Source organism: Kineosporia babensis, assembly GCF_021129305.1.
Lineage (GTDB): Bacteria > Actinomycetota > Actinomycetes > Actinomycetales > Kineosporiaceae > Kineosporia > Kineosporia babensis.
In genome coordinates, this window is record NZ_JAJOMB010000015.1 from 105,569 (window position 1) to 131,290 (window position 25,722).

Here is a 25,722-nt window from a genome sequence, read left to right on the forward strand (position 1 = left end):
TGCTCGCTCGTTGTCTCCGGTTCGCGACAGCTGTATCGCAATACGATGACCGGCCGTGCCCTCCTTTCCCGGCGCCGTCAAACGGCTGCTCGTCGGACGGCCGGTACGCAGCGAGCGGCTGGGCGAGACGTTGCTGCCCAAGCGCATCGCGCTGCCGGTGTTCGCCTCGGACGCGCTCTCGTCGGTGGCCTACGCCCCGGACGAAATCCTGCTCACCCTGGCCGCGGCCGGCCTGACCTCGTACGCGCTCTCGCCCTGGGTGGGGCTGGCGGTGGTCCTGGTGATGCTGATCGTGGTGGCCTCGTACCGGCAGAACGTGCACGCCTACCCCTCCGGCGGCGGTGACTACGAGGTGGCCACGGTCAACCTGGGCCCCACCGCGGGGATCACCGTGGCCAGTGCCCTGCTGGTCGACTACGTGCTCACCGTGGCCGTGTCGATCTCCTCCGGCGCCCAGTACGCCGCCTCGGCCCTGCCGTTCCTGCGCGGCCACGAGGCCCTGGTCGCGGTCGGCGTGGTGGTCCTGCTCACCACGATCAACCTGCGCGGAGTGCGTGAGTCCGGCACCGCGTTCGCCGTGCCCACCTACGTGTTCATGGTGGCGATCCTGGGGATGAGCGGCTGGGGCTTCGTCCAGTACTTCTTCGGCGACCTGCCGCAGGCCGAGAGCTCGGTGCTCGAGCTGATCCCAGAAACCCAGTTCGAGCAGGGCCTGGTCGGCCTGGGCGGGGCCTTCCTGCTGCTGCGCGCGTTCTCCTCCGGCTGCGCCGCGCTGACCGGGGTGGAGGCGATCAGCAACGGCGTGCCGGCGTTCAAGAAGCCGAAGAGCCACAACGCCGCCACCACGCTGGCCCTGCTCGGCACGATCGCGGTGCTGATGCTGATGTCCACGATCGTCCTGTCCCGGCTGATGCACGTGCGCTTCGCCGAGTTCCCAGGTGAGCAGCTGCTGCGCGACGGCGTGCCGGTCGGCGAGAGCTACGTCCAGGACCCGGTGATCGGCCAGATCGCCGCTGCCCTGTTCGGTGGCTTCCCACCGGCGTTCTACCTGGTCACCTTCGCCACCGGGCTGATCCTGATCCTGGCCGCCAACACCGCGTTCAACGGCTTCCCGGTGCTCGGCTCGATCCTGGCCCGCGACGACCTGCTGCCCCGCCAGCTGCACACCCGCGGCGACCGGCTGGCCTTCAGCAACGGCATCGTCGCCCTGGCGGTCGGCGCGAGCCTGCTGATCATCGCCTTCGACGCCCAGGTGACCCGGCTGATCCAGCTCTACATCGTGGGCGTGTTCATCTCGTTCACGGTGAGCCAGACCGGGATGGTGCGGCACTGGACCCGGCTGCTGCGCACCTGCGAGGAGCCGGCCGAACGCCGCCGGATGCAGCGTTCCCGGGTGATCAACGCGATCGGCCTGAGCATCACCGGCAGCGTGCTGGTGGTGGTGCTGATCACCAAGTTCACCCGCGGTGCGTACCTGGCCCTGATCTTCATGGCCCTGCTGTTCGGGCTGATGCTGGCGATCCGCCGGCACTACCGCAAGGTCCGGGCCGAGCTGGCGGAGGAGGACGAGGTGGCCGGGCGGGTGCTGCCCTCCCGGGTGCACGCCATCGTGCTGGTGTCCAAGCTGCACAAGCCCACGCTGCGGGCACTGGCCTACGCCCGGGCCTCGCGACCGTCGGTGCTGGAGGCGGTCACGGTCACCGTCGACGGTGAGGAGACCCGCCGGCTTCAGGAAGAATGGGACCGTCGGGACATCCCGGTGCCCCTGCGGGCGCTGGACTCGCCCTACCGCGAGGTCACCCGCCCGGTGCTGGAGTACGTGCGCAGCATCCGCCGCGACAGCCCCCGTGATCTGGTCGTGGTGTACGTGCCCGAGTATGTGGTGGGGCGTTGGTGGGAGCAGTTGCTGCACAACCAGAGCGCGCTGCGGCTGAAGGGTGGTCTGCACTTCATGTCCGGCGTGATCGTGGCCAGCGTGCCCTGGCAGCTGCGCTCCTCGCGGCACCGGCTGGGCAGGGAGAACCGCCCGGCCCCGGGCGATGCGCGGCGGGGTGCAGTGCCGCCGCCGGCGGGTACCGAAGAGAATGCGAAGAAGGAACAGAATGCCTAGCGATCCCCTGGACTCCAAGAGCTCCGTCACCCCGGACGCCGCCTCCGGGCCCGGCTTGGTCACCGACGAGCTGATCCAGCTGGAGGTCGGCCCGGTGGCGCACGGCGGGCACTGCGTGGCGCGCTACGAGGGGCGGGTGGTCTTCGTCCGGCACGCCCTGCCGGGCGAGGTGGTGCTGGCCCGGCTGACCGAGTCCGCGCCGGACGCCAAGTTCTGGCGGGCAGACACGGCCGAGGTGCTGGAGCCCTCGCCGGACCGGGTACCCGCGCCCTGCCCGGTGGCCGGGATCTGCGGCGGGTGCGACTGGCAGCACGCCGATCTCAGCGCCCAGCGGCGGATGAAGGCCGACGTGGTGATGGAGCAGTTGCGCCGGATTGCTCGCCTGGACGAGGTGCCCACCGTGGTGGTGGAAGGTCCGGAGGGGGACGGGCTGGGCTGGCGTACCCGGGTGCGGTTCACCGTTGATACCGAAGGACGTCCGGGGTTGCGTAAGCATCGTTCGCACGACGTGGTTGCGGTGAAGGAATGCCTGATCGCTTCCCCCGCGGCCTCAGCGCTGGGGATCACCCAGGCCCGCTGGCCGGGGGCGCTCGCGGTCGAGGTGGTCGAACCGTCTACCGGTGCCCCGCTGGTGGTGGCCGAGGCTGTCGCCGGACGTAAGGGTCCCTCGCTGCGGATGCCCAAGCTGGGTGAGGCCTGCGTGGCCACCCGCGACGACGAGGGCCTGCACCAGGTGAAGGGCCGCACGTGGGTCTCGGAAGAGGTCACCGTGGCGGGCGCCCCCAGGCCCTTCCGGGTCACCGGCACGGGCTTCTGGCAGGTCCACCCCGCTGCCGCCCAGACCCTGCTCGATGCTGTTCTCGAGGCCGCCCAGGCCCAGCCGGGGGAACGGGCGGTGGACCTTTACGGCGGCGTCGGGCTCTTCGCGGCCGGGCTGGCGGATCAGGTGGGCGTCACCGGCAGCGTGCTCCTGGTCGAGGGCGATGCCCGGGCTTCGGCGGACGCCCGGCGCGGGCTGCACGACCTGGGCCAGGTCCGGGTCGAGAACGGCTCCGTACCCCGGGTGCTGCCCCGCCTCGCCGCCGACGGTGGCCCCCTGGCGCAGGGCGGGGCCGACGTGATCGTGCTCGACCCGCCGCGTTCCGGCGCCGGTAAAGACGTGATGAAGCAGGTGGCCGCGCTCGCTCCCCGGGTAGTGGTCTACGTGGCCTGTGACCCGGCTGCGCTCGCCCGCGACCTGGCCTTCGCCTCCGGGCTGGGCTACGAGCTGGACGGTCTTCGGGCGTTCGACCTGTTCCCGATGACCCACCACGTGGAATGCGTCGCCGTCCTGGTCCCCGCCGGCGAGCGCCCTTCGCCTTCCGAGGTCCCCGCCGCCGCTGAGTCCTCCCGCCGTCCTGCCCCGAACCGGCGTCGTCAGGGTGGTTCCGGCTTCGGCCGCTCACCGCGCCGGTAGCGTCTGGCTCGGCGAGGCCCCACTTTGCGACACCCGGCGCGATGTTCACCACGGCCAACCCGGTGGCATTCCGCGCCCCGCCGTGGTGGCGCGCGGTGCGCCGACCTGCACCGGCCCGCAACTGGGGGCAGGCTCGGGGGTAGTTAGCCCAGCCTAACTATCTTGACGTCGAGATACTTCAGTATGATGCCTGGTGACACGACGATCTAAGACGATCTAAGGAGTTCTTCGTTGAGCAGTGTGAGAAGCCTCGACAGCTTTGGCGCCCGCGGCGAACTCGCGGCCGGAGACGCCAGCTATGACATCTTCCGGCTCTCGGCCGTCCCTGGCGCCGCCGAGCTGCCCTACAGCCTGAAGGTCCTGCTGGAGAACCTGCTGCGGACCGAGGACGGCGCGAACATCACCGCCGACCACATCCGCGCGCTGGCCGGCTGGGACCCGAACGCGAACCCCGACACCGAGATCCAGTTCACCCCGGCCCGGGTGATCATGCAGGACTTCACCGGCGTGCCCTGCGTGGTCGACCTGGCCACCATGCGCGAGGCCGTGGCCGACCTGGGCGGCGACCCGGCCAAGATCAACCCGCTGGCCCCGGCCGAGCTGGTGATCGACCACTCCGTCATCGCCGACGTGTTCGGCCGGCCCGACGCGTTCGAGAAGAACGTCGAGCTGGAGTACCAGCGCAACGGCGAGCGCTACCAGTTCCTGCGCTGGGGCCAGACCGCCTTCGACGACTTCAAGGTCGTCCCCCCGGGCACCGGCATCGTGCACCAGGTCAACATCGAGCACCTGGCCCGCGTGGTCTTCGAGCGCGACGGCGTCGCCTACCCGGACACCTGCGTGGGCACCGACTCGCACACCACCATGGTCAACGGCATCGGCGTGCTGGGCTGGGGCGTCGGCGGCATCGAGGCCGAGGCCGCGATGCTCGGCCAGCCGGTCAGCATGCTGATCCCGCGGGTGGTCGGCTTCAAGCTGAACGGCGAGATCCCGGCCGGCGTGACCGCCACCGACGTGGTGCTGACCATCACCGAGATGCTGCGCAAGCACGGCGTGGTCGGCAAGTTCGTCGAGTTCTACGGCGCGGGCGTGGGCGCCGTGCCGCTGGCCAACCGGGCCACGATCGGCAACATGAGCCCCGAGTTCGGCTCCACCGCCGCGATGTTCCCGATCGACGAGGTCACCCTGGACTACCTGCGCCTGACCGGCCGCAGCGAGGCGCAGGTCGCCCTGGTCGAGGCGTACACCAAGGAGCAGGGCCTCTGGCACGACCCGGCCAGCGAGGCCAAGTACTCCGAGTACCTCGAGCTGGACCTGTCCACGGTCGTCCCGAGCATCGCCGGCCCGAAGCGCCCGCAGGACCGGATCGAGCTCTCCGGGGCCAAGCAGGCCTGGCGCGCCAGCATTTCCGACTACGTCAAGGACTGGACGCCGGGCAAGCAGGACGAGGCCGTCGAGGAGTCCTTCCCGGCCAGCGACGCCCCCGCAACCTCCGGCAGCACAGCCGCAGACGAGCCCGCCCAGCCCGGCAGCAAGGCCGAAAGGCCGCACAAGCGGGTCCCGGTCACCCTGGCCGACGGCACCAAGACCGAGCTCGACCACGGTCACGTCACCATTGCGGCTATCACCTCCTGCACCAACACCTCCAACCCCTCGGTCATGCTGGCCGCCGCGCTGCTGGCCAAGAACGCGGTGGAACGCGGTCTTTCGGTCAAGCCGTGGGTGAAGACCACGATGGCGCCGGGCTCCAAGGTGGTCATGGACTACTACGCCAAGGCCGGCCTGGTGCCGTACCTGGAGAAGCTCGGCTACCACCTGGTCGGCTACGGCTGCACCACCTGCATCGGTAACTCCGGCCCGCTGCCCGAGGCGATCTCGGCGGCGGTGCAGGAGAACGACCTGACCGTCGTATCGGTGCTGTCCGGCAACCGGAACTTCGAGGGCCGGATCAACCCGGACATCAAGCAGAACTACCTGGCCTCCCCGCCGCTGGTGATCGCGTACGCGCTGGCCGGCACGATCGACTGGGACCCGGCGACCGACCCGATCGGCACCGACTCCGACGGCAACGACGTCTTCATGCACGAGATCTGGCCCAGCGCGCAGGAAGTCGCCGCCGTGGTCGAGGACTCGATCACCAAGGAGATGTTCGTCGGGGACTACGCCGACGTGTTCGCCGGGGACGAGCGCTGGCAGTCGCTGCCCACCCCCGAGGGCGGCACCTTCGCCTGGGACAACGAGTCCACCTACGTCCGTAAGCCCCCGTACTTCGAGGGCATGCAGATCAAGCCTTCTCCGGTGACGGACTTCCAGAACGCCCGGGTGCTGGCCAAACTGGGTGACTCGGTGACCACCGACCACATCAGCCCGGCCAGCTCGATCAAGGTCGACTCGCCCGCGGGTGTCTACCTGGCCGAGCACGGCGTGGCCCGCAAGGACTTCAACTCCTACGGTTCCCGCCGGGGCAACCACGAGGTGATGATCCGCGGCACCTTCGCCAACATCCGGCTGAAGAACCAGCTGCTGGACGGCGTCGAGGGTGGCTTCACCCGGAACTTCCTGGCCGACGGCGAGCAGACCACGATCTACGACGCGGCCCAGGCCTACGCCGCCGCCGAGATCCCGCTCGTGGTGCTGGCCGGCAAGGAGTACGGCTCGGGCTCCAGCCGGGACTGGGCGGCCAAGGGCACCCGCCTGCTGGGCGTGCGCGTGGTCGTGGCCGAGAGCTACGAGCGCATCCACCGTTCCAACCTGATCGGGATGGGTGTGCTGCCGCTGCAGTTCCCGGCCGGCGAGAGCGCGAACTCGCTGGGCCTGGACGGCACCGAGACCTTCGACTTCGCCGGGGTGACCGAGCTCAACAACGGTTCCACCCCGTCCACCGTCAAGGTCACCGCGACCAAGGCGGACGGCTCCAAGGTCGCCTTCGACGCCGTGGTCCGGATCGACACCCCCGGTGAGGCGGACTACTACCGCAACGGCGGCATCCTGCAGTACGTGCTGCGCAGCCTGGTCGGCTGATCAGCAGAACCGCAAGGGGACGTCCGTGGCCACCTGGCCGCGGGCGTCTCCAGTTTTGTGGGTGGTGGTTACCGAAAATTTGAGACGATTGTGCGCAACGGACGCGCGGGCGTCTCCCATTGGTTGTGGCTGGGGACATTCCCGCTACCGTTCGTCGCCGTAAACCCCAATCCCGCACAGATCGCTGGTCAATTCGGTCATATCTACCTATCTTCGCGTCAGTGACGCGGACACGGGTGGGAGCGGCGAGCAGATGACCGAAGATCCGGCCCCGGTTCTGCGCCTGCGGGGGATCAACAAGAGTTTCGGCGCGGTGCACGTGCTCAAGGACGTCGGCCTGGACGCCTGGGCGGGCAAGGTCACCGCGCTGGTCGGCGACAACGGCGCCGGTAAGTCCACTTTCGTCAAGGGCATCGCCGGGATCTACGGCTTCGACTCCGGTGAATACCTTTTCGAGGGCCGTCCGGTCTCGGTCAGCCATCCGAAACAGGCTGCGGAGCTCGGCATCGAGGTGGTCTACCAGGACCTGGCCCTGTGCGACAACCTCGACGTGGTCCAGAACATGTTCCTGGGAAGGGAGATTCGCTCCGGCCTGACCCTGGACGAGAACTCGATGGAACGCCGGGCCGAGGAGACGTTGCGCGGGCTGTCGGTGCGCACGCTGAAGTCGGTGCGGCAGAAGGTGTCCAGCCTCTCCGGCGGTCAGCGGCAGACCGTGGCGATCGCGAAAGCCGTTCTCTGGAACAGCAAGGTCGTCATCCTGGACGAACCCACCGCCGCGCTCGGGGTGGCGCAGACCGAGCAGGTGCTGAGCCTGGTCCGGCGGCTGGCCGACAACGGCCTGGCGGTGGTGCTGATCTCGCACAACATGAACGACGTGCTGCAGGTGGCCGACAGCGTGTGCGCCCTGTACCTGGGCCGCACCGCCGCCCAGGTGGACGCGGGCAGCACCAGCACCACCCAGATCGTCGAGTTGATCACCTCGGGCCGCAGCGGCGATCTCGGTCTTCCGCCCACCCTGGCTCAGGAGGCCGTGGCATGAGTACCGCAACCGCTGTGCCCTCCGACACCCAGGACCAGGCCGTGGCCGGGGCTTTTCGCGGGTACCTGGACCGGGTGCGGGGCGGCGACGTCGGCTCGCTGCCGGCCGTTCTCGGCTTCGTCGCACTGGTGATCTTCTTCTCGGCGATGCGCCCGGACAGCTTCGCCTCCACCCGCAACGCCGCCAACCTGCTCAACCAGGCCGCCCCGGTGATCTTCATCGCGATGGGCCTGATCTTCGTGCTCCTGCTCGGCGAGATCGACCTGGCGGCGGGCTACACCTCCGGGGTCGGCGCGGCCGTGCTGGTGGTGCTGCTGACCGAGCACGGGGTGGCCTGGCCGCTGGCGGTGCTCGCCTGCGTGGCCACCGGCCTGGTGATCGGCACGGTGATGGGTGCGCTGGTGGCCCGGCTGCAGATCCCCTCGTTCGTGGTCACCCTGGCCTGGTTCCTGGGCCTGCAGGGGGTGCTGCTGCTGGTGGTCGGCGAGGGCGGCACGATCAGCCTGAGCGACGAGACCATCCTGTCGATCCTGAACAAGAACCTCAGCCCGGCGCTCGGCTGGGTGCTCTCGCTGCTGGTGGTCGGCGGCTACGCGGCCGGGGCGTTCCTCGGCAGCGCCCGGCGCCGGCGGGCCGGGCTGCCAGTGGTCAGCCCGGCGGTGATCGGGCTCAAGGTCGCCGGGCTGGCGGCGATCATGGTCGCGGTCACCCTGGTGTTCAACGCCGAGCGCGCGGTCAACCCGGCGATCCGCTCGCTGCGCGGCATCCCGCTGATCGTCCCCGTCACCCTGGTGTTCCTGCTGGTGCTGACCTTCCTGCTGGGCCGCACCGGGTTCGGCCGGCACGTCTACGCGGTCGGCGGCAACCCCGAGGCGGCCCGCCGGGCCGGGATCAACGTGCCGATGGTCAAGATCGCCTGCTTCGCGATCGGCTCGATGATGGCCGCGTTCGCCGGCATCCTGTTCGCCTCGTACAGCAACGGCGTCTCACCCACCACCGGCGGCTCGTCCACCCTGCTGTACGCGGTCGGCGCGGCCGTGATCGGCGGCACCTCGCTGTTCGGCGGCAAGGGCCGGGTGATCGACGCGATCCTGGGCGGGCTGGTGGTCGCGGTGATCCAGAACGGCCTGCCGCTGATCACCCAGAAGTCCGGTATCCAGTTCATCGTCACCGGGGCGGTGCTGCTGCTCGCGGCCAGCGTGGACGCGCTGTCCCGGCGCCGGGCGGCCTCGACCGGGCAATGAGAGTCAGCGGGTGCCGGTGGACTCCTGCGGGATCGGGTCGGCGTACTCGCCGGGGGAGCCCTGGTAGGCCTTGCCCTTCGGCGAGGGCCAGGCGTTGGCCTTGCAGCCGTGCATGCCCAGCGACTGCTGCTGCATCACCGGCGCCGGCTGCCCGGCGCCGGGGCACAGCTCGTGACCGTGCCCGAGCCGGTGCCCGGTCTCGTGGTTGATCAGGTACGACCGGTAGACCTTGAGCGGCGCGGGGTAGTGCTCCACCCCGTGCACCCACCGGGCCACGTTGATCACCACGTTGTCGCCGTTGCGGCAGGAGGTGTAGCCGTCCGGGCCGTCAGCGCACCACACGTCCCGGGTGCCCGGGGTGGTCAGCCGGATCGTGAAGTCCGCGGCGTCGTCGGGACCCACCTGCCGCAGCCGGAGCCCGCCCTGCCCGGCCCAGCTGCGCTTGTCGTCGAGGATGGTGACCACCTGCTCGGCGAACTGCTTGGCCGGAACACCCTTGATCCCGCGCTCGACGGCCACGTGGTAGCGCAGCACCGGTCCGGACTTGCCGCTGATCCCGGTGGAGCCGGCCGGCGCCACGACCCACTTGTCCTGACCGGTGTACGGGTAGCTGACCTTGCGCTGCTGGTTCTTGGCGGGTGCGGCGGCCTCCTCCGGCACCGGGGCCGCCTGAGTGGACATCGGCTCGGCCACCGCCGTGCTCGCAGTCGCCGTCGGCTCCGGCGCATCCGATCGCACCACCGAGACCTGGGGCAGACCGCAACCGCTGAGCAGGACCGAGGCGACGACCGCAGCCGCCCCGGCCACGCCGGTCCGCAGACCGGAACGCAACCTTCGTGAACGCAAGAGCTTCTCCTGGTGACCGCCGGCCCCCGAGTGAGGCCGGGCGGCACTGACAAGGACGGAACTCTAGACGAAAAGCGTGGCACTACCGGGATGAGACGGGCGTCACGACCCGCTGCGCGACCGCCCGGTCACAGCCCGGCGGCCGGCTTCGTGATTGTCTGCTGAAGTGAGTGAACCCCTGCCACCCGGCTGGCCCGACGCCGTGCGGCCGCCCGGCGCCCCCGAGTGGGAGCAGTCCGCCTCGGCCTGGCTCCTCGACCTCTGCCCGCCCGACTTCCGGGCCTACCCGGTGCTGCGCAGGCAGGCCCTGGGGCTGGCCTGGCTCGCCTACCAGCACGTCGGGGCCCAGCGGCAGGCGCTGGCCAAGGGCCTCGGCCGGATCCGCACCGACCTCAGCCGCGATCTGCCCCCGCCCGCCCTGGAGGAGATGATCCAGGCGGTCGAGCACGAGCAGGCTCGTCTGATGGCTGCTCACCGGGGCGTGGAACTCGTCGCCCGCGCCCTCCGCGGCGAACGCCACATCCCCCGCCTCTGACCCCCACCCCCACCCCCCCAGGTTCACCAGCCGTGGTCGCAGTAGTTGCACCAAAAAGCTGCGACTACTGCGACCAGGGCTGGTGAATGCGACCAGGGCCGGTGAGAAGGGGAGGGGGAGGGAGAGGGGAGGGAGAGGGGGAGGGAGAAGGGGGTGGATTACGCCGACGTAAGGCTTTCGCCGATTACTTTGCGTCGAGTACCGTTCACTGGTGATCTGCTCGAATTACGAAAGATTCGAGGATCTAATCCATTACGGGCCGGGTTCGGAGCGCGGCCTGCGGCGGCGACCCTAGAATCGTGGTTCGGACGACGGTTCCCGCCCGCGGCGGATCGGCCCGTCCACGGGATTTTTCACGGCAGCTAGGGAGATGCGTAGTCGATGGTGGCGCTGACGGACATCCATGGCCCGGACGACCTTCGACTGCTCGACGCGGCGCAGCTGAGCGACCTGGCGCAGCAGATCCGGGAGTTCCTGGTCCGGGAGGTCTCGCGCACCGGCGGTCACCTCGGCCCCAACCTCGGGGTGGTCGAGCTGACCATGGCCGTGCACCGGGTGTTCCAGTCCCCGCACGACCAGATCGTCTTCGACACCGGCCACCAGTGCTACGTGCACAAGCTGCTCACCGGCCGGCAGGACTTCACCGCGCTGAAGCAGCAGGGCGGCCTGTCCGGCTACCCCTCCCGGGCCGAGTCCGAGCACGACATCGTCGAGAGCAGCCACGCCTCCTCCTCGCTGTCCTGGGCCGACGGCCTGGCCAAGGCCAACCAGCTGACCGGCCGGGGCGACCGGCACGTGGTGGCGGTCGTCGGCGACGGCGCGCTGACCGGCGGGATGACCTGGGAGGCGATCAACAACATCGCGGTCGGCCAGGAGCGCAACCTGGTCATCGTGGTGAACGACAACGAGCGTTCCTACGCCCCCACGATCGGCGGCCTGTCCGAGCGGCTGGCCACCCTGCGCACCCTGAACAGCTACGAGAAGGCCCTCGACCTGGGCAAGTCGGTGCTGCAGCGCGGGGGCACGCCGGGCCGGCTGGCCTACGGCACCCTGCACGGGATGAAGAAGGGGATCAAGGACATCGTCGCCCCGCAGGGCCTGTTCGAGGACCTGGGGATCAAGTACGTGGGCCCGGTCGACGGGCACGACCTGGAGGCGATGGAGTTCGCCCTGGGCCGGGCCAAGTCGTTCGGCGGGCCGGTGATCGTGCACGCGATCACCGAGAAGGGCCGCGGCTACGCGCCGGCCCGCAACGACCAGGCCGACCAGTTCCACGCGATCGGCGTGATCGACCCGGAGACCGGCAAGGCCGTGTCCTCGGGCAGCGGCGGCCAGAAGTGGACCAGCGTCTTCGCCGAGGAGATCGTCCGGATCGCCGACGAGCGGCCCGACGTGGTCGGGATCACCGCGGCCATGCTGATCCCGGTCGGCCTGCACCGCTTCGCCGAGCGCTACCCGGACCGGGTGTTCGACGTCGGGATCGCCGAGCAGCACGCGGTGACCAGCGCGGCCGGGATGGCCCACGGCGGCCTGCATCCGGTGGTCGCGGTCTACGCCACCTTCATCAACCGGGCCTTCGACCAGGTCCTGATGGACGTGGCGCTGCACCGCGAGGGCGTCACCTTCGTCCTGGACCGGGCCGGGGTCACCGGTGACGACGGCGCCAGCCACAACGGCATGTGGGACCTGTCGCTGCTCGGCCTGGTGCCCGGCATCCGGATCGCCGCCCCGCGCGACGCGGTGCGGCTGCGCGAGCTGCTGCGCGAGGCGGTCGCGGTGGAGGACGGCCCGACCGTGCTGCGCTTCCAGAAGGGCCAGGTGGCGGCCGAGGTGCCGGCCGTCGAGCAGGTCAACGGCATGGACGTGGTGCATCGCGAGGGCAGCGAGGACGTGCTGGTGGTGGCGGTCGGCTCGATGACCGGGCTGGGCCTGGCCGTCGCCGAGGGGCTGAACCAGCAGGGCATCGGGGTCACCGTGGTCGACCCGCGCTGGGTGCTGCCGGTCAACGAGGCCCTTCCCGAGCTGGCTGCCCGGCACCAGCTGGTCGTGGTGGTGGAGGACGGCGGGGTGGCCGGCGGGGTCGCCACCCACGTCGCGGCCACGCTGTCCGCGTTGCGGGTCCCGACCGCGGTGCGCGGCTTCGGAATCCCGCAGCAGTTCCTCGACCACGCCAGCCGCGCCCAGGTCCTGGAGCAGATCGGGCTCACCGCGCAGGAAGTCTCCCGCGAGGTCGTCGAGCACTTCTCCCGCCAGGCGGAATTCGCCCTGGAAGACGTTCCCCGCGCCTAGAACAACAATGGGGGACGGAGTGCGCCCCCAGGTGCCCACCGCGCCAGTGCGGTAGGAGCCAACCACACGAAAAACGGGTGTAGTCACCGAGAAGGTGACCACACCCGTTTCGTATTGTGCTCTTAAGAAGTGCCCTTACCCCGCTGCGCGCTCTGCCGGGGGACGGCAACCTCGTCCACCGTCACCAGAAGCGGGATCTCCAGACCGCGATCCGCCTCGTCGGTGAGATGCCAGGCCGTCTGCACAAATCCGGGGTCGATGTGCCGGAGGTCGTACCAGGCGCGCTGACGGGTGGGAGAAGCCACGGCGCGCATCCCAACCCCGTCCCCCTCGGCCAGATGCTTACGCAGCGTGCGAGAAGTCAGCAGGGAGAGGACATCGCAGCCCCCGACCGGCCGGATCACCCCCTCGCGTCCGTCCCGGTTCAGCCGTGCGGCCGCCAATGCGCCCATGCGCTCGGTGTATTCACGCATCGCGGCCCAGGACTCGTGCCCGCGCACAGCTACTCGCGCCGCAACGGATGGAGGTAGAGGTACGCAACGGTCCGGCTCGTCCAGGAGCCCGTAAACGCCGTACCCCAGCTCCAGCGCGCCCCCTGGCAGCCGCTGGATCACCCAGTCCGCGCCGAGGTTGTCCACGTGACCGGGCGGCAGAGCGATCAGCCGCAGCGCCTCGCGGAAACAGGTGATCGCCTCGTCGCCGAGCTCGCTGATCATCCGGTGCAGCCGCAGCAAGATCGTCACCCGGTGGCGGGCGGTCGCCCCCTCGGGGTCCGCCGTCCCCACCACCTGACGGATGTCCGCCCAGGCGACCAAGGCGCCGTCGGCGTCGGGTACCAGTACCCCTTGCTCGGATGGCACCACGTCGATGTCGTGCAGAACGCTCACAGCAAGAACACAACGACGCAGGGCAGTTTCGCCGCTTCCGGTCCCGTCGGGCATGCGCCCACCGTAAACGCGGAGAGTGCACCCGACGTCCGGAACCGGGGGTCTGAGGCCCAATCGTGAACGCTCAGTACCCGGACGACGGGTGCACTCTCACTGGCAGCGCCGACTTATTACTTACCGTCAGGGGAGCGTGGACTCTCCAGGCGGCAGGAATCGCTTACCCAGGACGCGCTCGCTGTACCCCTCGCGATCCAGGTACGGGGTGATGCCGCCGAGATGGAACGGCCAGCCCGCGCCCATGATCATGCACAGGTCGATGTCCTGCGGGGCCTGGACCACACCCTCCTCGAGCATCAGCCCGATCTCCTGGGTGAGCGCGGTCAGGGTGCGCTCGCGGATCTCCTCACTGCTCGAGACCTTGTCCCCGACCTGGAACAGCGCGGCCGTGTCGGCGTCCACGAAGGGCTTGCCGGCCTCGTCGTACGACCAGATCGCCGGCTTGCCCGCGGCCACCAGCCGGCCCAGGTTCTCCGAGACCGCGAACCGGTCCGGGTAGGCGGCGTGCAGGGTCTCGGCCACGTGCAGGGCGATCGCCGGGCCGACCAGGTTCAGCAGCAGGAACGGCGACATCGGCAGGCCCAGGGGGCCCAGCGCGTCGTCGGCCACGTGCAGGTCGCTGCCCTCGTCGACGGTCGTGACCACCTCGCCCATCACCCGGGTGAGCAGCCGGTTCACCACGAACGCGGGGGCGTCCGCGGCCAGCACGCAGGTCTTCTTCAGGGCCTTGCCGAGCTGGAAGACGGTAGCCAGGGTGGCCTCGTCGGTCTGCTGCGCCCGGACCACCTCGACCAGCGGCAGGACCGCCACCGGGTTGAAGAAGTGGAACCCGGCCACCCGCTCGGGATGCTTGAGGTCGGCGGCCATCTGGGTGACCGACAGCGAGGAGGTGTTGGTCAGCAGGATGCAGCTCTCCGGCACCACCGCCTCGAGCTCGGCGAAGACCTGCTTCTTCACCGCCAGGTCCTCGAACACCGCCTCGATCACCACGTCGGCGTCGGCGAAGACCGCCTTGTCGGTGCTGCCCCGCACCAGCGCCTTCAGCCGGTTGCCCGCGTCGGCGCTGATCCGGCCCTTGAGCAGCAACTTGTCGATCTCGTCGTGGACGTAGCGCACGCCCTTGTCCACCCGGTCCTGGTCCAGGTCGGTGAGCGTGACCGGGACCTTCAGCCGCCGCACGAACAGCAGCGCGAGCTGACCGGCCATCAGCCCGGCCCCGACCACCCCGACCGAGCCGACCTTGCGGGCCAGTGACTTGTCCGGGGCTCCGGCCGGGCGCTTGGCCCGCTTGTTCACCAGGTCGAAGGCGTACAGCCCGGCCCGCAGCTCCTGGCTGCCGGCCATGTCGGCCAGCGCCTCGTCCTCGGCCGCGAAAGCCTCGTCCCGCGAGGCGGTCCGGGCCGAGGCCACCAGCTCGATCGCCCGGTACGGGGCCGGGGCCGCACCCCCGATCTTGGAGTCGGCGAACGCCCTGGCCTCGGCCACCGCTGCGTTCCAGGTCTCCTCGGACCGGTCCGGCGCCGGCCGCTGCACCGCGATCTCACCGCGCACCACGGCCGAGGCCCAGAACAACGACTGCTCCAGGAAGTCGGCCGGCTCGAAGATCGCGTCGGCGATGCCCCGCTCGAACGCCTTCGGGCCGTTCAGCATCCGGTTGTTGCTCAGCGGGTTCTTGATGATCAGCTCGAACGCGGCGGCCGGGCCGATCAGGTTGGGCAGCAGGTACGTCCCGCCCCAGCCGGGGATCAGGCCGAGGAAGCACTCCGGCAGGGCGAGCGCCGGTACCGCGCCCGAGATGGTGCGGTAGGTGCAGTGCAGCGCCACCTCCAGGCCGCCGCCGAGCGCGGCGCCGTTGACGAAGGCGAAGCTGGGTACCGGGAGCTCACCGAGCTTGCGGAACACGTCGTGGCCGAGCTTGCCGACCATCAGCGCCTGCTCGCGGCTGGTCTGGCCCTTGAGCAGGTTCAGGTCAGCGCCCGCGGCCAGGAAGAACGGCTTGCCGGTGATCGCGACCGCGACAATGTCCTTCCGGGCGGCCGCGGTGTCCAGGGCTTCTTCCAGGCTGCGCAGCCCGCGCAGGCCGAAGGTGCTGGGCCGGGTGTGGTCCAGGCCGTTGTCCAGGGTGATCAGCACCAGGGTGCCGGCCTCACCAGGCAGCTCGATGTCGCGGGAGAGCGCCCGGGTGACCACCTCGTCGGGCTGGCCCGCCTCGGCCTGCTCACGGATACTGCTCACGCGTCGGCCCCCTTGCCGTAGTCGCTGTGGTGCGGGTTCTCCCAGATCACCGAACCACCCATGCCGAGCCCGATGCACATCGTGGTGAGCCCGTAGCGGACCTCCGGGTGCTCCTCGAAATGCCTTGCCAGCTGGGTCATCAGCCGCACCCCGGAGGAGGCCAGCGGGTGCCCGAGCGCGATCGCCCCGCCGTCCGGGTTGACCCGCGGGTCATCGTCCTTGATGCCGTAGAAGTCCAGGAACGAGAGCACCTGGATCGCGAAGGCCTCGTTGATCTCGAACAGCCCGATGTCGTCGATGCTCAGACCGGCCGACTGCAGCGCCTTCTCGGTGGCCGGGACCGGGCCGTAGCCCATCACCTCCGGCTCGACCCCCTTGAAACCGTAGGCCACCAGCCGCATCCGGACCGGCAGGCCCAGCTCGGCCGCGGTCCCGGCGTCGGCCAGCAGGCAGGCGGTGGCGCCGTCGTTCAGCCCGGCGGCGTTACCGGCGGTGATCCGCCCGTGCGGCCGGAACGGCGTCTTCAGCGCGGCCACGCCCTCGAGAGTCGTTCCCGGGCGCGGCGGCTCGTCCTTGGTGGCCAGGCCCCAGCCCTGTTCGGCGCTGCGGGTGGCCATCGGCACCAGGTCCTTCTGGATCCGCCCGGCCTGGTACGCCGCCTGCACCTTGGCCTGGCTGGCCACCGCGTAGGCGTCGGCCCGTTCCTTGGTCAGGTGCGGGAACCGGTCGTGCAGGTTCTCCGCGGTCTCACCCATCACCAGCGCGGCCGGATCGACGATCTTCTCCGAGATGAAGCGCGGGTTCGGGTCCATCCCCTCGCCCATCGGGTGATGCCCCATGTGCTCCACACCACCGGCGATCACCACGTCGTAGGCGCCGAAGGCGATGCCCGAGGCCGTGGTGGTGACTGCGGTCATGGCGCCGGCGCACATCCGGTCGATGGCGTAGCCGGGAACGCTCTTGGGCAGCCCGGCCAGCAGCGCCGCGGTCCGGCCGATCGTCATCCCCTGATCGCCGGTCTGCGTGGTGGCCGCGATCGCCACCTCGTCCACTTTTTCCGGGGGTAGCTCGGGATGCCGTCTGAGCAGCTCCCGGATGCACCGTACGACCAGGTCGTCGGCGCGGGTCTGGGCGTAGATCCCCTTCTCACCGGCCTTGCCGAAAGGGGTCCGGACGCCGTCGACAAAGACGACATCCCTCGAAGTGCCGGGCACGCGACCTCCCCGTTGCTTCGGGCGGCCGATGGAGCTGCCGCCACCGTTGGCGTAGTCACCTGAATGCTACTCGCGAGTAACGCCGGGCGCGAAACCTGGTCGTTACCTGTGGTGATAAGGGCCACGCTACCTGTGCTGGGCGCCAATGGGGGACGGGTGGCGCATCTCACGCCCGCAAGTCCAGTTCGGTGCGGGGTGCGGGGTGCGGGGTGCCGGGCGTCGGGCGTGGGGTGGCGCTGGCAGGGCAGGGCTGGGGGTTGCCGGCCGGCTTGGGTGGCGGTGCATGTCGCACCTGGCGGCTGCTGGTCGCACTTGGCGGCCGATTGTCGCAGAGTTTGGCGATAGCAGGCCTTGCGGATGCAACTTACGGCCGCCAAGTGCGACAACCGACCGCGGGGTGCGACCGCCAGGTGTGACAACCGACCGCCAGGTGCGGCAACCGGGTGTGGCTCTGGCGGTGCGGGGGTGGGGTGCCGCTAGTCGGCTTGGGTGGTAGCGCATGTCGCACTTGGCGGCTGCTGGTCGCACTTGGCGGCCGATTGTCGCAGAGTTTGGCGATAACAGGCCTTGCGGATGCAACTTACGGCCGCCAAGTGCGACAACCGACCGCGGGGTGCGGCCTCCAGGTGCGACAACCAGCTGCCAGGTGCGACAACCGGCCGCGGGGCGCGAAATGCCAGCGCGTGGTGAGGCGTGGCCAGCGATGGCCGGGCGCAGCTATCGGCGGTCAGATGAGGCAGAACCGGTGGTGAGAAAGCCCGCGTGGGGCCCCTCAGTTGGGGTTGGCCTTGTTCGCGTTGGGGTCGGGCGCGGGGGTCTGCAGCGTCTCGGCGAGCGTTTCGGCTATCAGGGCGATCTGCCAGGGGCGCGTGCCCGCGGTTTCCAGCCGGGCCTGCACCGTCTCGCGGTTGATCTCGGCGGGCGGCGTCCAGGAGAGGCGGCGCACGGTGTCGGGGGAGATCAGGTTCTCCACCGGCATGCCGAGCTGGCCGGCCAGTTCGCTCATGGCCGCACGCGAGGCCGCCAGGCGGGCGGCCGCTGCGGCGTCACGTTCGGCCCAGACCCGGGGCGGGGGCGGGCCCTCGCTGGGCAGATGCTGAGGGGGCAGGTCGGCGTCGGACAGGGCGCGGGCCTTCGCCACGGCCTCGGTCCACTGCCGGGCGTAGCGGCGGGCGCCCCGGCCGTTGAACGCGGGCAGGGCGATCAGCGCGCTGAGGGCGGTGGGCATGGCCAGGGCAGCCTCGATGATCGCGGCGTCGCCCAGTACCCGGCCGGGGGAGAGATCGCGCTGCCGGGCGATGGCGTCGCGGGTCTGCCAGAGCTCGCGGACCGCGGCCAGACGGCGGCGATCGCGGACCCGGTGCATGCCCGAGGTACGGCGCCAGGGGTCAACACGGGGAGCCGGCGGGGGAGTGGCGGCGACAGCGGCGAACTCTTCCAGGGCCCAGTCCAGTTTGCCCTGACGGGACAACTCGGCCGAGACCGCGTCGCGCAGGTCGACCAGCACTTCCACATCCAGCGCGGCGTAGCGCAGCCAGGGCTCGGGCAGCGGGCGGGTGCTCCAGTCGACGGCCGAGTGTTCCTTGGCCAGGCTCAGGCCGAGCAGTTCCTCGACCATCGCGGCCAGGCCCACCCGGGGGTATCCGGCCAGCCGGGCCCCGAGTTCGGTGTCGAAGATCAGGCTGGGGCGCAGGCCCACCTCGGACAGGCAGGGCAGGTCCTGCGAGGCGGCGTGCAGCACCCATTCCACGTCGGCGATGACCGCGTTCAGGCCGCTCAGGTCGGGCAGGGCCACCGGGTCGATCAGCGCAGTACCGGCCCCCTCGCGGCGCAGCTGCACCAGGAAGGCGCGCTGGCCGTAGCGATGGCCGGAGGCCCGCTCGGCATCGACCGCGACCGGGCCGCTGCCGGCGGCGAAGGAATCGATGACCTGCTGGAGGGCGGCGACGTCGCTGACCACCGGGGGTACACCGTCTCTCGGCGCGTCAAGCCGCTCCAGCACGTGCTCGCCGTCGGGGCTTCCGGCTGCCGGGGCGCTCTCCGGGGTCAATGAATCGCTCCTCCCTTCGTCAATCGACACAAACCCCACCGTAGCCTGCCGCCTGCCGGTGTCGCTTGTTCTGCTGTGTGACGTTGCAGTGTGCGATGCGACTCGGGAGCTGCTGACTGCGGACCAGGGCGTCCTGAACCGGCCCGGGCACGGACCGGCCGTTGTCAGACTGCCACCGATCGGCGTCTGTGTCCGGGACAGCGCCGGGCCGATGCCAAGGCGTGACCCGCCTCGTCCAGTCATCCACCCGACCTTGCCGTCCCCATATGACCCGATCCCGGTGCAGCAATCAAGCCACCGGCCAAGTCGCGATCAAGCCGCGATCAAGCCGGCCAGAAGCCGGCCGGATGCCTCAGGCGATCACACCGGAGCGCAGCGAGGTGGCCACCATCTCGGCCCGGTCCCCGGTGCCCAGCTTGCGCGCGATCCGGGCCAGGTGGCTCTTCACGGTCAGCGCGGACAGACCCAGCGCCACCCCGATGTCCTTGTTCGACTTGCCCTCGGCGACCAGCTGCAGCACCTGGATCTCCCGGGCGGACAGCGAGTCCACCCCCTCACCGCGATCGGCCGAGGGCCGGGGCATCCCGGTGCCGGCGGCCGAGACCACGTAGCAGCGGATCCCGGCGCCCACGGCTGCCCGCACGCTGTACGGGTCGTCGCTGGTGGCCACCACCATGCCGCGCTGCCAGCCGGCCTGGCGCAGTTCGCGGACCAGGGCGATACCGGAACCGTCGGGCAGGCCGGCCTCGGCCACCACCAGGTCAGCGATCCCGGCCGCGGCCCGCTGCCGGGCCTCGGCCACCGTGTTGATCTCCAGTACGTGCCGGGCGCCCATGGCCCGCAGCGTGTGCGCAACGGTCTCCCGCACGGCGGGGCTGTTGACCACGACCATCGCGGCGAAGCGGCCCGGCCGTGGCACCGCAACTCCTGTTCGCTCCACGAGTGTGGTCACCTCAGCCTCCAAGGGATGTCGTCCCGGCCGGGTCGCAGCCGGGTTGGTTGCACCCCAAGAGGGTCGGCACCACGAAGTGCCGACTTGAGATCACACGTGCGGGTGGTGGACAGACGCCCGACCAGGCGAACCGTGGCCGGTCAGCGGCGCTTGCGTGGCAGCGCGGTCACCCCGGGCGCCACCGGTGGGAGCCCGCCGACCGTGCACAGCAGTTCCGACCAGGCGCTCAGGTGGATCACCGCGTCGTTGACCGGGGTCCAGGAAGCCCGCAACTCGATGTCCACCGTCGGGGCGTTGCCGGACAGCTCACCGAAGGACTCGGACACCACCCGGGTGATCGTCCCCCCGGAGGCAACGTGATCAGCACCGGCCGCCGAGAGCGACTCCTGCAGCCAGGCCCAGCCCACCTGTCCCATCAGCGGATCGGTGGCCAGGTCGTTCTCCAGCGCCGCGCGGATGAAGCTCACCACGCGGTAGGTGCCCTCCCACGGTTCCGGGGCCGACGGGTCGTGCAGCAGCACGAACCGGCCCGTCGCCAGGTCCTCGTCGTCCTCCGACACCACGTCCGCCGACAGCGCCAGCGCGAACGGCGCGATCCGCTGCGGAGCCGGCACCTCCTCGAGGATCACCTCCGGCCGCAGCCGGGCCTCGCGCAGCCGCGAGACCACTTCGAGGAAACCCTCGGGGGCATCGTCGGACATCCTCATGGCAGCCACGTTCGCAGCGTACGGTGACGGATCGCCACTATCGGGGACGACGCGCCCAATCCTGGGGCCGAGGGCACCCATTTCGCGTACACGGTGTGACCAACGACCTTTCCCGCCGAGCACAGATGTGCGGTGCGGAGCCCACCACCTGAGAGGATCGGGACGTGTCCACCGAGTTCGCCGCCCTGTCCGTAGCCGCCCGTGACCCTCGTCTCGCCGATGCACCGCTGCTCGCCGCGGCCCGCCGGCGCAGCCCCGCGCACACTCCGGTCTGGTTCATGCGCCAGGCCGGCCGCTCGCTGCCGGAGTACAAGAAGGTGCGCGCGGGCATCGCCATGCTGGACAGCTGCCGCCGGCCCGAGCTGGTCACCGAGATCACCCTGCAGCCGGTGCGTCGCTACGGGGTGGACGCGGCCATCTTCTTCTCCGACATCGTGGTCCCGCTGAAGGCGGTCGGGGTCGACCTCGACATCAGGCCAGGGGTCGGCCCGGTGATCGCCGAGCCGTTCCGCACCCACGCCGACCTGGACCGGATCCCCGAGCTGGAGCCGGGCATGATCGAGGACATCGCCACCTCGGTCGGCCTGCTCACCGCCGAGCTCGGGGGCACCCCGCTGATCGGTTTCGCCGGTGCTCCTTTCACCCTGGCCTCGTACCTGGTCGAGGGCGGCCCCAGTCGTGACCTGACCAAGACCAAGGCGCTGATGTACACCGACCCGCAGCTGTGGCGGGCCCTGCTGGACCGGCTGGCCCAGATCTCCGCCGGCTTCCTGCGGGTCCAGGTGGCCGCCGGCGCCAGTGCCGTGCAGCTGTTCGACTCCTGGGTGGGCGCCCTGCCGCTGGCCGACTACCGAACCCACGTCCAGCCGTCCTCTGCGGCAGTACTTCAGGCGGTCCGTGACCTCGATCCTTCGGTGCCCCGCATCCACTTCGGCGTGCAGACCGGCGAACTGCTGCCGGCCATGGGCGAGGCCGGTGCCGACGTGGTCGGCGTCGACTTCCGGGTGCCCCTCGACGTAGCCACCGAACGGCTGGGCGGTGACTACGCCGTGCAGGGAAACCTGGATCCGGCCACGCTTTTCGCCTCCCGCGAGGTGCTCGGCGAGCGGGTCCGGCAGACTCTCGAGGCCGGTTCGAAAGCGCCGGGGCACATCTTCAACCTCGGCCACGGAGTGCCCCCGGAGGCCGACCCCGATCAGCTCAAGTTCGTGGTCGACACCGTGCACGCCGGGAAGAGCTGAGTCACGAGCTGGTAGCGGCCGGGCGCAGGCGCCGGTAGACGAACCACGCCGGTACCAGGATCACCGCCAGCGCCAGGCCGATCGGCAGCAGCACCCCGACCACCGTGAGCACGGCGACCGTGCCGGCTTTCAGGGCGTCCCAGCCCGCGCCCAGGCCGGCCAGGAACCCGGAGTCGTCGTCGGCGACGGGCTCGGCCGAGGCCAGTTGCAGCGTGACCACCAGGGTCGAGAGCGCGGCCTTGTCCTTCACCGCGGCGGCCTGGGCCTGCAGCGACTCCAGGTTCGCCTCCCGGGTGCTGAGCTCGGACTCGATCGCGATCACGTCCTTGACCGAGTCCGCCTCGGCCAGCAGCACCCGCATTCGCTCCACCGAGGTCTCCTGGCTGCGCACCCGGCTGTCCAGGTCGGCGATGCTGGTGGTCACGTCCTTGCTGCTGGTGCGCAGGTCCAGGCGCCGGCCCACGTCGTCCAGCTGCTCGATCGCCGGGTCCAGCTTCTCCACCGGCACCCGCAGCGTGATCACCGAGCTGCCCCCGTCGGAGTCCGGGTCCTCGAAGGTGCTGTTCTCGTCCTGCACCAGCCCACCCACGCCGGCCGCGATGCCCCGTACCCGGGCCGAGCCCTCGCCGATCGCCTTGACCTCCAGCGTGACCTGGGCCGTGCGGATCTGCTGGGACGGGCTCACCTCGGCCACGTCGATCTTGCGCCCGGCCTGATCGGCGGAGTCGGAGGCAGAAGCCTGCTCCGAGCCGTCCGAGCTGAGTTCCGCCGAAGCCGCGGTTCCCGAGTCTTCGGAGGCCTCCGAACCGCCCGAGTCCGAGGCCCCCGCACCGCCGCACCCACCGATCGCGAACACCAGGCCCACTGCGAGCGCGATCACCCCGCCACGTAACGTCTTGTGTGTGGTCATGCCGACCCCTCCCCAGTCCGTTGGATCTTCGTCAGCGAAGTCGTCCGCGGGTTCGACGGGCGGGTGGACGTGCGGGTTGCGACCCGAAGGTCATGATCCGGTAACGGAATCCGCTCCTGAATGTCCTGGGAACCCAGTAGGCATCCCGATCCGGGGTCGTTCGGCCCTGGCCACCATCCCCGGGGGATCGGGCAGGATCGGCAGCATGAGGAGAGGAAGGTGTCGTCGTGGCTGACGGCATTAAGGGCGAAATGGTAGACGTGCGGGACCGGACGGCGCGTCCGCGTCGTTTCGTGGTGGTCGGGGGTGGCATCTCCGGTCTGGTCGCCGCCTGGCGGCTCACCCAGAAGCACGGCCCGTCCGCCGAGGTCCTGGTACTGGAGTCCTCCCCCTTGGTCGGCGGCAAGCTGCGGGTAGGCAACGTCGGCGACGTCACGGTCGATCTGGGCGCCGAATCGGTGCTCGCCCGCCGCCCCGAGGCGGTGGAGTTGTTCAGCGAGCTCGGGCTGGATGAGGACGTGGTGCATCCGCGCGCGGCCTCGGCGTCGGTGCTCTCCCGCGACAAGCTCTACCCGCTTCCGCCCGGCACGGTGATGGGCGTCCCCGTAGACCGCACCCGGTTGTCCGCGCTGGCCGGGATCCTGGACCTGGACGAGGTGGCCCGGGCCGGGCAGGAGCGCACCACCGAGGCCCTGCGCCTGACCGAAGACATCGACGTAGCCTCCTGGGTGACGTTCCGGATGGGCCGCGCCGTGGTCGACCGTCTGGTTGAGCCGTTGCTGGGCGGCGTTTACGCGGGCAACGCCGACCGGTTGTCCCTGCAGGCCACCATTCCGCAACTGTGGCAGCGAGCCCGGGCCGGACGTCCTCTGCTTGAAGGAACGCAACCACCCCCCTCAGCCCCGGCGAGACCGGTGTTCGCCGGACTGCGCGGGGGAGTGGGGCGGCTGCCCCTGGTGCTGGCCGAGAAGCTGGAAGAGGCGGGGGGCGAGATCCGTACCGGCGTAACGGTGCGGGGTCTGGCGAGAACCGCCAACGGCTGGCGCCTGACCACCGGCCCGGCGAACGGCCCGGAGTACATCGAGGCCGACGGCGTGGTGCTCGCAGTCCCCGCCGCCCCGGCCGCGCGCCTCCTGTCCGCCGAAGTGCCCCAGGCAGCGCAGAAACTCGCCGGGATCGAGACAGCCAGCGTGGCGGTGATCGCCGCGGCCGTACCCCGGGCCCAGCTGGAGGGCCTGACCGGCACCGGCCTGCTGATCCCGCCGATCGAGAAGCGGCAGATCAAGGCGGCCACGTTCTCCTCGAACAAGTGGCGCTGGGTCAGCGACGAGAAGCCGGAGGACAACCTGATCGTGCGGCTGTCGCTGGGCCGGGCCCGGGAGGAGAGCACCCTGCAACGGGACGACGCCGACCTCACCGAACTGGCCCTGGCCGAGTTGCGCGAGCTGATCGGGCGGGACGTGCGCCCGGCCGAGACCCAGGTGGTGCGCTGGGGCGGCGCACTTCCGCAGTACGAGGTGGGTCACCTGGACCGGGTGCACCGGATCCGCGAGGCTGTGGCCGGGGTTCCCGGCCTGGCGGTCTGCGGGGCGGTGTTCGACGGGGTCGGGATTCCCGCCTGCATCGCCGCCGCCGCCCGGGCCGCCCACGACCTGGACGTCAGCCTGCGCGTCAGCGCCTGAGCGGTCCGACACCCCCACCCCTGACCGCCGCACCGCGATCCGGATACGAGAGAATCGAAGAATGAGCCAGACTGAAACCGGACATCACGCGCCCGACGCGGACGCGATCAACAGCACGATCAAGTACACGATGTACTCGGTGTTCGCCGCGAGCCGGCTGCCGGACGACCGCGACGGCCTGGCCGAGGAGTTCGAGACCTTCGTGGCCGGCCTGCCCGGCCGCGGCGTCGAGCTGCGCGGCATCTACGACCTGGCCGGCATGCGGGCCGACGCCGACGTGCTGGTGTGGTGGCACGCCGACACTGTCGACCAGCTCCAGGCCGCCTACAAGGACCTGCTGCGCACCGGCTTCGGCCGGCACCTGCGCGGGGTCTGGTCGAACGTCGGCATCCACCGCCCGGCCGAGTTCAACCGCGGCCACGTGCCCGCCTTCATGGCCGGCGAGGCGCCGCTCAAGTACATCTGCCTGTACCCGTTCGTGCGCAGCTACGACTGGTACATCCTGCCCGAGCAGGAGCGCCGCGACCTGCTGATCGACCACGGCAAGGCGGCCCGCGGCTACGCCGACGTGCGGGCCAACACGGTCTCCGCGTTCGCCCTGGGCGACTACGAGTGGCTGCTCTCCTTCGAGGCCGACGACCTGCACCGGATCGTCGACCTGATGCGCGACTTCCGGGCCACCGAGGCCCGCCGGCACGTGCGCGAAGAGGTCCCGTTCTTCACCGGCCCCCGGGTCGCCGTGCGCGACCTGATCACCGCCCTGCCGTGACGCTCTGATCGGCGGGCCGGTTCATCGGGACGTGCGGGATGCCGTCCTCGAGGTACTCCGGCCCGCCGGCGGTGAACCCGTACCGGGCGTACCACCCGGTCAGATGAGCCTGGGCGTCGAGCACGGCCTCCCGCCCGGGCTCCAGGCCTGCCACCACCGCGGTCATCAGCTTCCCGGCCAGCGACCGGCCCCGGGCGTCGGCGCGGGTGCAGACCCGGCCGATCCGCAGCCGGCCGTCCGGGTCGTCCAGCACCCGCAGGTAGGCGGTGGGCCCGGCCTCGTCGGCGGACCACAGGTGCTCGGTGCCGGGCTCCAGGTCGCGGCCGTCGAGCTCAGGGTAGGGGCACTCCTGCTCCACCACGAACACGTCCACCCGCAGCTTCATCAGGGCGTACAGGGTGGCGGAGTCGATGTCGGCCCAGGCGGCGCGATGCAGAGTCACGCCCGGATGCTGGCACCCGGGCATGCCCTTTGA

At 70.6% G+C, this 25,722-nt stretch carries 19 protein-coding genes; 10 read left to right on the plus strand and 9 right to left on the minus strand.

Annotated features, from left to right (window positions below; all coding sequences use genetic code 11):
* Positions 1-55 precede the first annotated feature (55 nt).
* From LR394_RS25170 to LR394_RS25190, 5 genes are all read left to right on the plus strand, one after another.
* Entirely contained in the window at positions 56-2,110 is a 2,055-nt protein-coding gene (locus tag LR394_RS25170) for an APC family permease (RefSeq protein WP_231446513.1), read from the plus strand.
* A complete protein-coding gene (locus tag LR394_RS25175; RefSeq protein WP_231446515.1) occupies positions 2,103-3,566 on the plus strand; it encodes a class I SAM-dependent RNA methyltransferase in 1,464 nt (487 codons plus the stop codon). The genes LR394_RS25170 and LR394_RS25175 overlap by 8 nt, the downstream gene beginning before the upstream one ends.
* Before the next feature lie 240 nt (positions 3,567-3,806).
* The gene (gene acnA / locus LR394_RS25180) at positions 3,807-6,587 is read left to right on the plus strand and encodes an aconitate hydratase AcnA (RefSeq protein ID WP_331283103.1); all 2,781 of its coding nucleotides are present in this window, start codon (positions 3,807-3,809) and stop codon (positions 6,585-6,587) included.
* A 253-nt stretch (positions 6,588-6,840) separates the two neighbouring features.
* Entirely contained in the window at positions 6,841-7,629 is a 789-nt protein-coding gene (locus LR394_RS25185; RefSeq protein ID WP_231446519.1) for an ATP-binding cassette domain-containing protein, read from the plus strand.
* On the plus strand, positions 7,626-8,873 hold the full coding sequence (locus LR394_RS25190; RefSeq protein ID WP_231446521.1) for a sugar ABC transporter permease: 1,248 nt from the start codon (positions 7,626-7,628) through the stop codon (positions 8,871-8,873). The genes LR394_RS25185 and LR394_RS25190 overlap by 4 nt, the downstream gene beginning before the upstream one ends.
* 3 nt (positions 8,874-8,876) lie before the next feature.
* Here the strand turns inward: LR394_RS25190 and LR394_RS25195 are convergent, their stop codons facing one another.
* On the minus strand, positions 8,877-9,719 hold the full coding sequence (locus tag LR394_RS25195; RefSeq protein WP_231446523.1) for a DUF3152 domain-containing protein: 843 nt from the start codon (positions 9,717-9,719) through the stop codon (positions 8,877-8,879).
* A gap of 166 nt (positions 9,720-9,885) precedes the next feature.
* Here LR394_RS25195 and LR394_RS25200 point away from each other — a divergent pair, with 166 nt between their 5' ends.
* Positions 9,886-10,254, plus strand: coding sequence for a hypothetical protein (locus LR394_RS25200; RefSeq protein WP_231446526.1), 369 nt, complete (start codon positions 9,886-9,888; stop codon positions 10,252-10,254).
* Between the two features lie 381 nt (positions 10,255-10,635).
* A complete protein-coding gene (gene dxs, locus LR394_RS25205; protein ID WP_231446528.1) occupies positions 10,636-12,543 on the plus strand; it encodes a 1-deoxy-D-xylulose-5-phosphate synthase in 1,908 nt (635 codons plus the stop codon).
* A 122-nt stretch (positions 12,544-12,665) separates the two neighbouring features.
* On the opposite strand, the gene LR394_RS25210 is transcribed toward dxs, so the two are convergent.
* From LR394_RS25210 to LR394_RS25235, 6 genes are all read right to left on the minus strand, one after another.
* Entirely contained in the window at positions 12,666-13,430 is a 765-nt protein-coding gene (locus LR394_RS25210; protein WP_231446530.1) for a hypothetical protein, read from the minus strand.
* Between the two features lie 180 nt (positions 13,431-13,610).
* On the minus strand, positions 13,611-15,722 hold the full coding sequence (locus tag LR394_RS25215; protein WP_231446533.1) for a 3-hydroxyacyl-CoA dehydrogenase NAD-binding domain-containing protein: 2,112 nt from the start codon (positions 15,720-15,722) through the stop codon (positions 13,611-13,613).
* Positions 15,719-16,936: a thiolase family protein gene (locus LR394_RS25220; protein ID WP_231446535.1), complete on the minus strand. Its 1,218-nt coding sequence runs from the start codon at positions 16,934-16,936 to the stop codon at positions 15,719-15,721. Before LR394_RS25220 ends, LR394_RS25215 begins: the two co-directional genes overlap by 4 nt.
* Positions 16,937-17,708: 772 nt before the next feature.
* A complete protein-coding gene (locus LR394_RS25225; protein WP_407937126.1) occupies positions 17,709-18,938 on the minus strand; it encodes an HRDC domain-containing protein in 1,230 nt (409 codons plus the stop codon).
* 400 nt (positions 18,939-19,338) lie between these two features.
* Positions 19,339-19,938 carry a response regulator transcription factor gene (locus LR394_RS43190; protein ID WP_231446539.1) on the minus strand — a complete coding sequence of 200 codons (600 nt, stop codon included), beginning with the start codon at positions 19,936-19,938 and terminating at the stop codon, positions 19,339-19,341.
* Between the two features lie 140 nt (positions 19,939-20,078).
* Complete coding sequence (locus LR394_RS25235) at positions 20,079-20,645, minus strand: DUF3000 domain-containing protein (protein ID WP_231446736.1); 567 nt, start codon at positions 20,643-20,645, stop codon at positions 20,079-20,081.
* A gap of 164 nt (positions 20,646-20,809) precedes the next feature.
* Here LR394_RS25235 and hemE point away from each other — a divergent pair, with 164 nt between their 5' ends.
* The gene (hemE, locus tag LR394_RS25240; RefSeq protein WP_231446541.1) at positions 20,810-21,886 is read left to right on the plus strand and encodes a uroporphyrinogen decarboxylase; all 1,077 of its coding nucleotides are present in this window, start codon (positions 20,810-20,812) and stop codon (positions 21,884-21,886) included.
* A gap of 1 nt (position 21,887) precedes the next feature.
* On the opposite strand, the gene LR394_RS25245 is transcribed toward hemE, so the two are convergent.
* Complete coding sequence (locus LR394_RS25245) at positions 21,888-22,796, minus strand: DUF4349 domain-containing protein (protein ID WP_231446543.1); 909 nt, start codon at positions 22,794-22,796, stop codon at positions 21,888-21,890.
* 227 nt (positions 22,797-23,023) lie between these two features.
* Between LR394_RS25245 and hemG the strand changes: the two genes are divergently transcribed.
* Positions 23,024-24,478, plus strand: a complete 1,455-nt coding sequence (gene hemG / locus LR394_RS25250; RefSeq protein WP_231446545.1) for a protoporphyrinogen oxidase — start codon at positions 23,024-23,026, stop codon at positions 24,476-24,478.
* Positions 24,479-24,539: 61 nt separating this feature from the next.
* Positions 24,540-25,247: a hydrogen peroxide-dependent heme synthase gene (hemQ, locus tag LR394_RS25255; RefSeq protein ID WP_231446547.1), complete on the plus strand. Its 708-nt coding sequence runs from the start codon at positions 24,540-24,542 to the stop codon at positions 25,245-25,247.
* Here the strand turns inward: hemQ and LR394_RS25260 are convergent.
* Positions 25,231-25,713 (minus strand): GNAT family N-acetyltransferase, encoded by a 483-nt coding sequence (locus tag LR394_RS25260; RefSeq protein ID WP_407937122.1) that lies wholly within the window; start codon positions 25,711-25,713, stop codon positions 25,231-25,233. The genes hemQ and LR394_RS25260 overlap by 17 nt on opposite strands.
* Positions 25,714-25,722 lie beyond the last annotated feature (9 nt).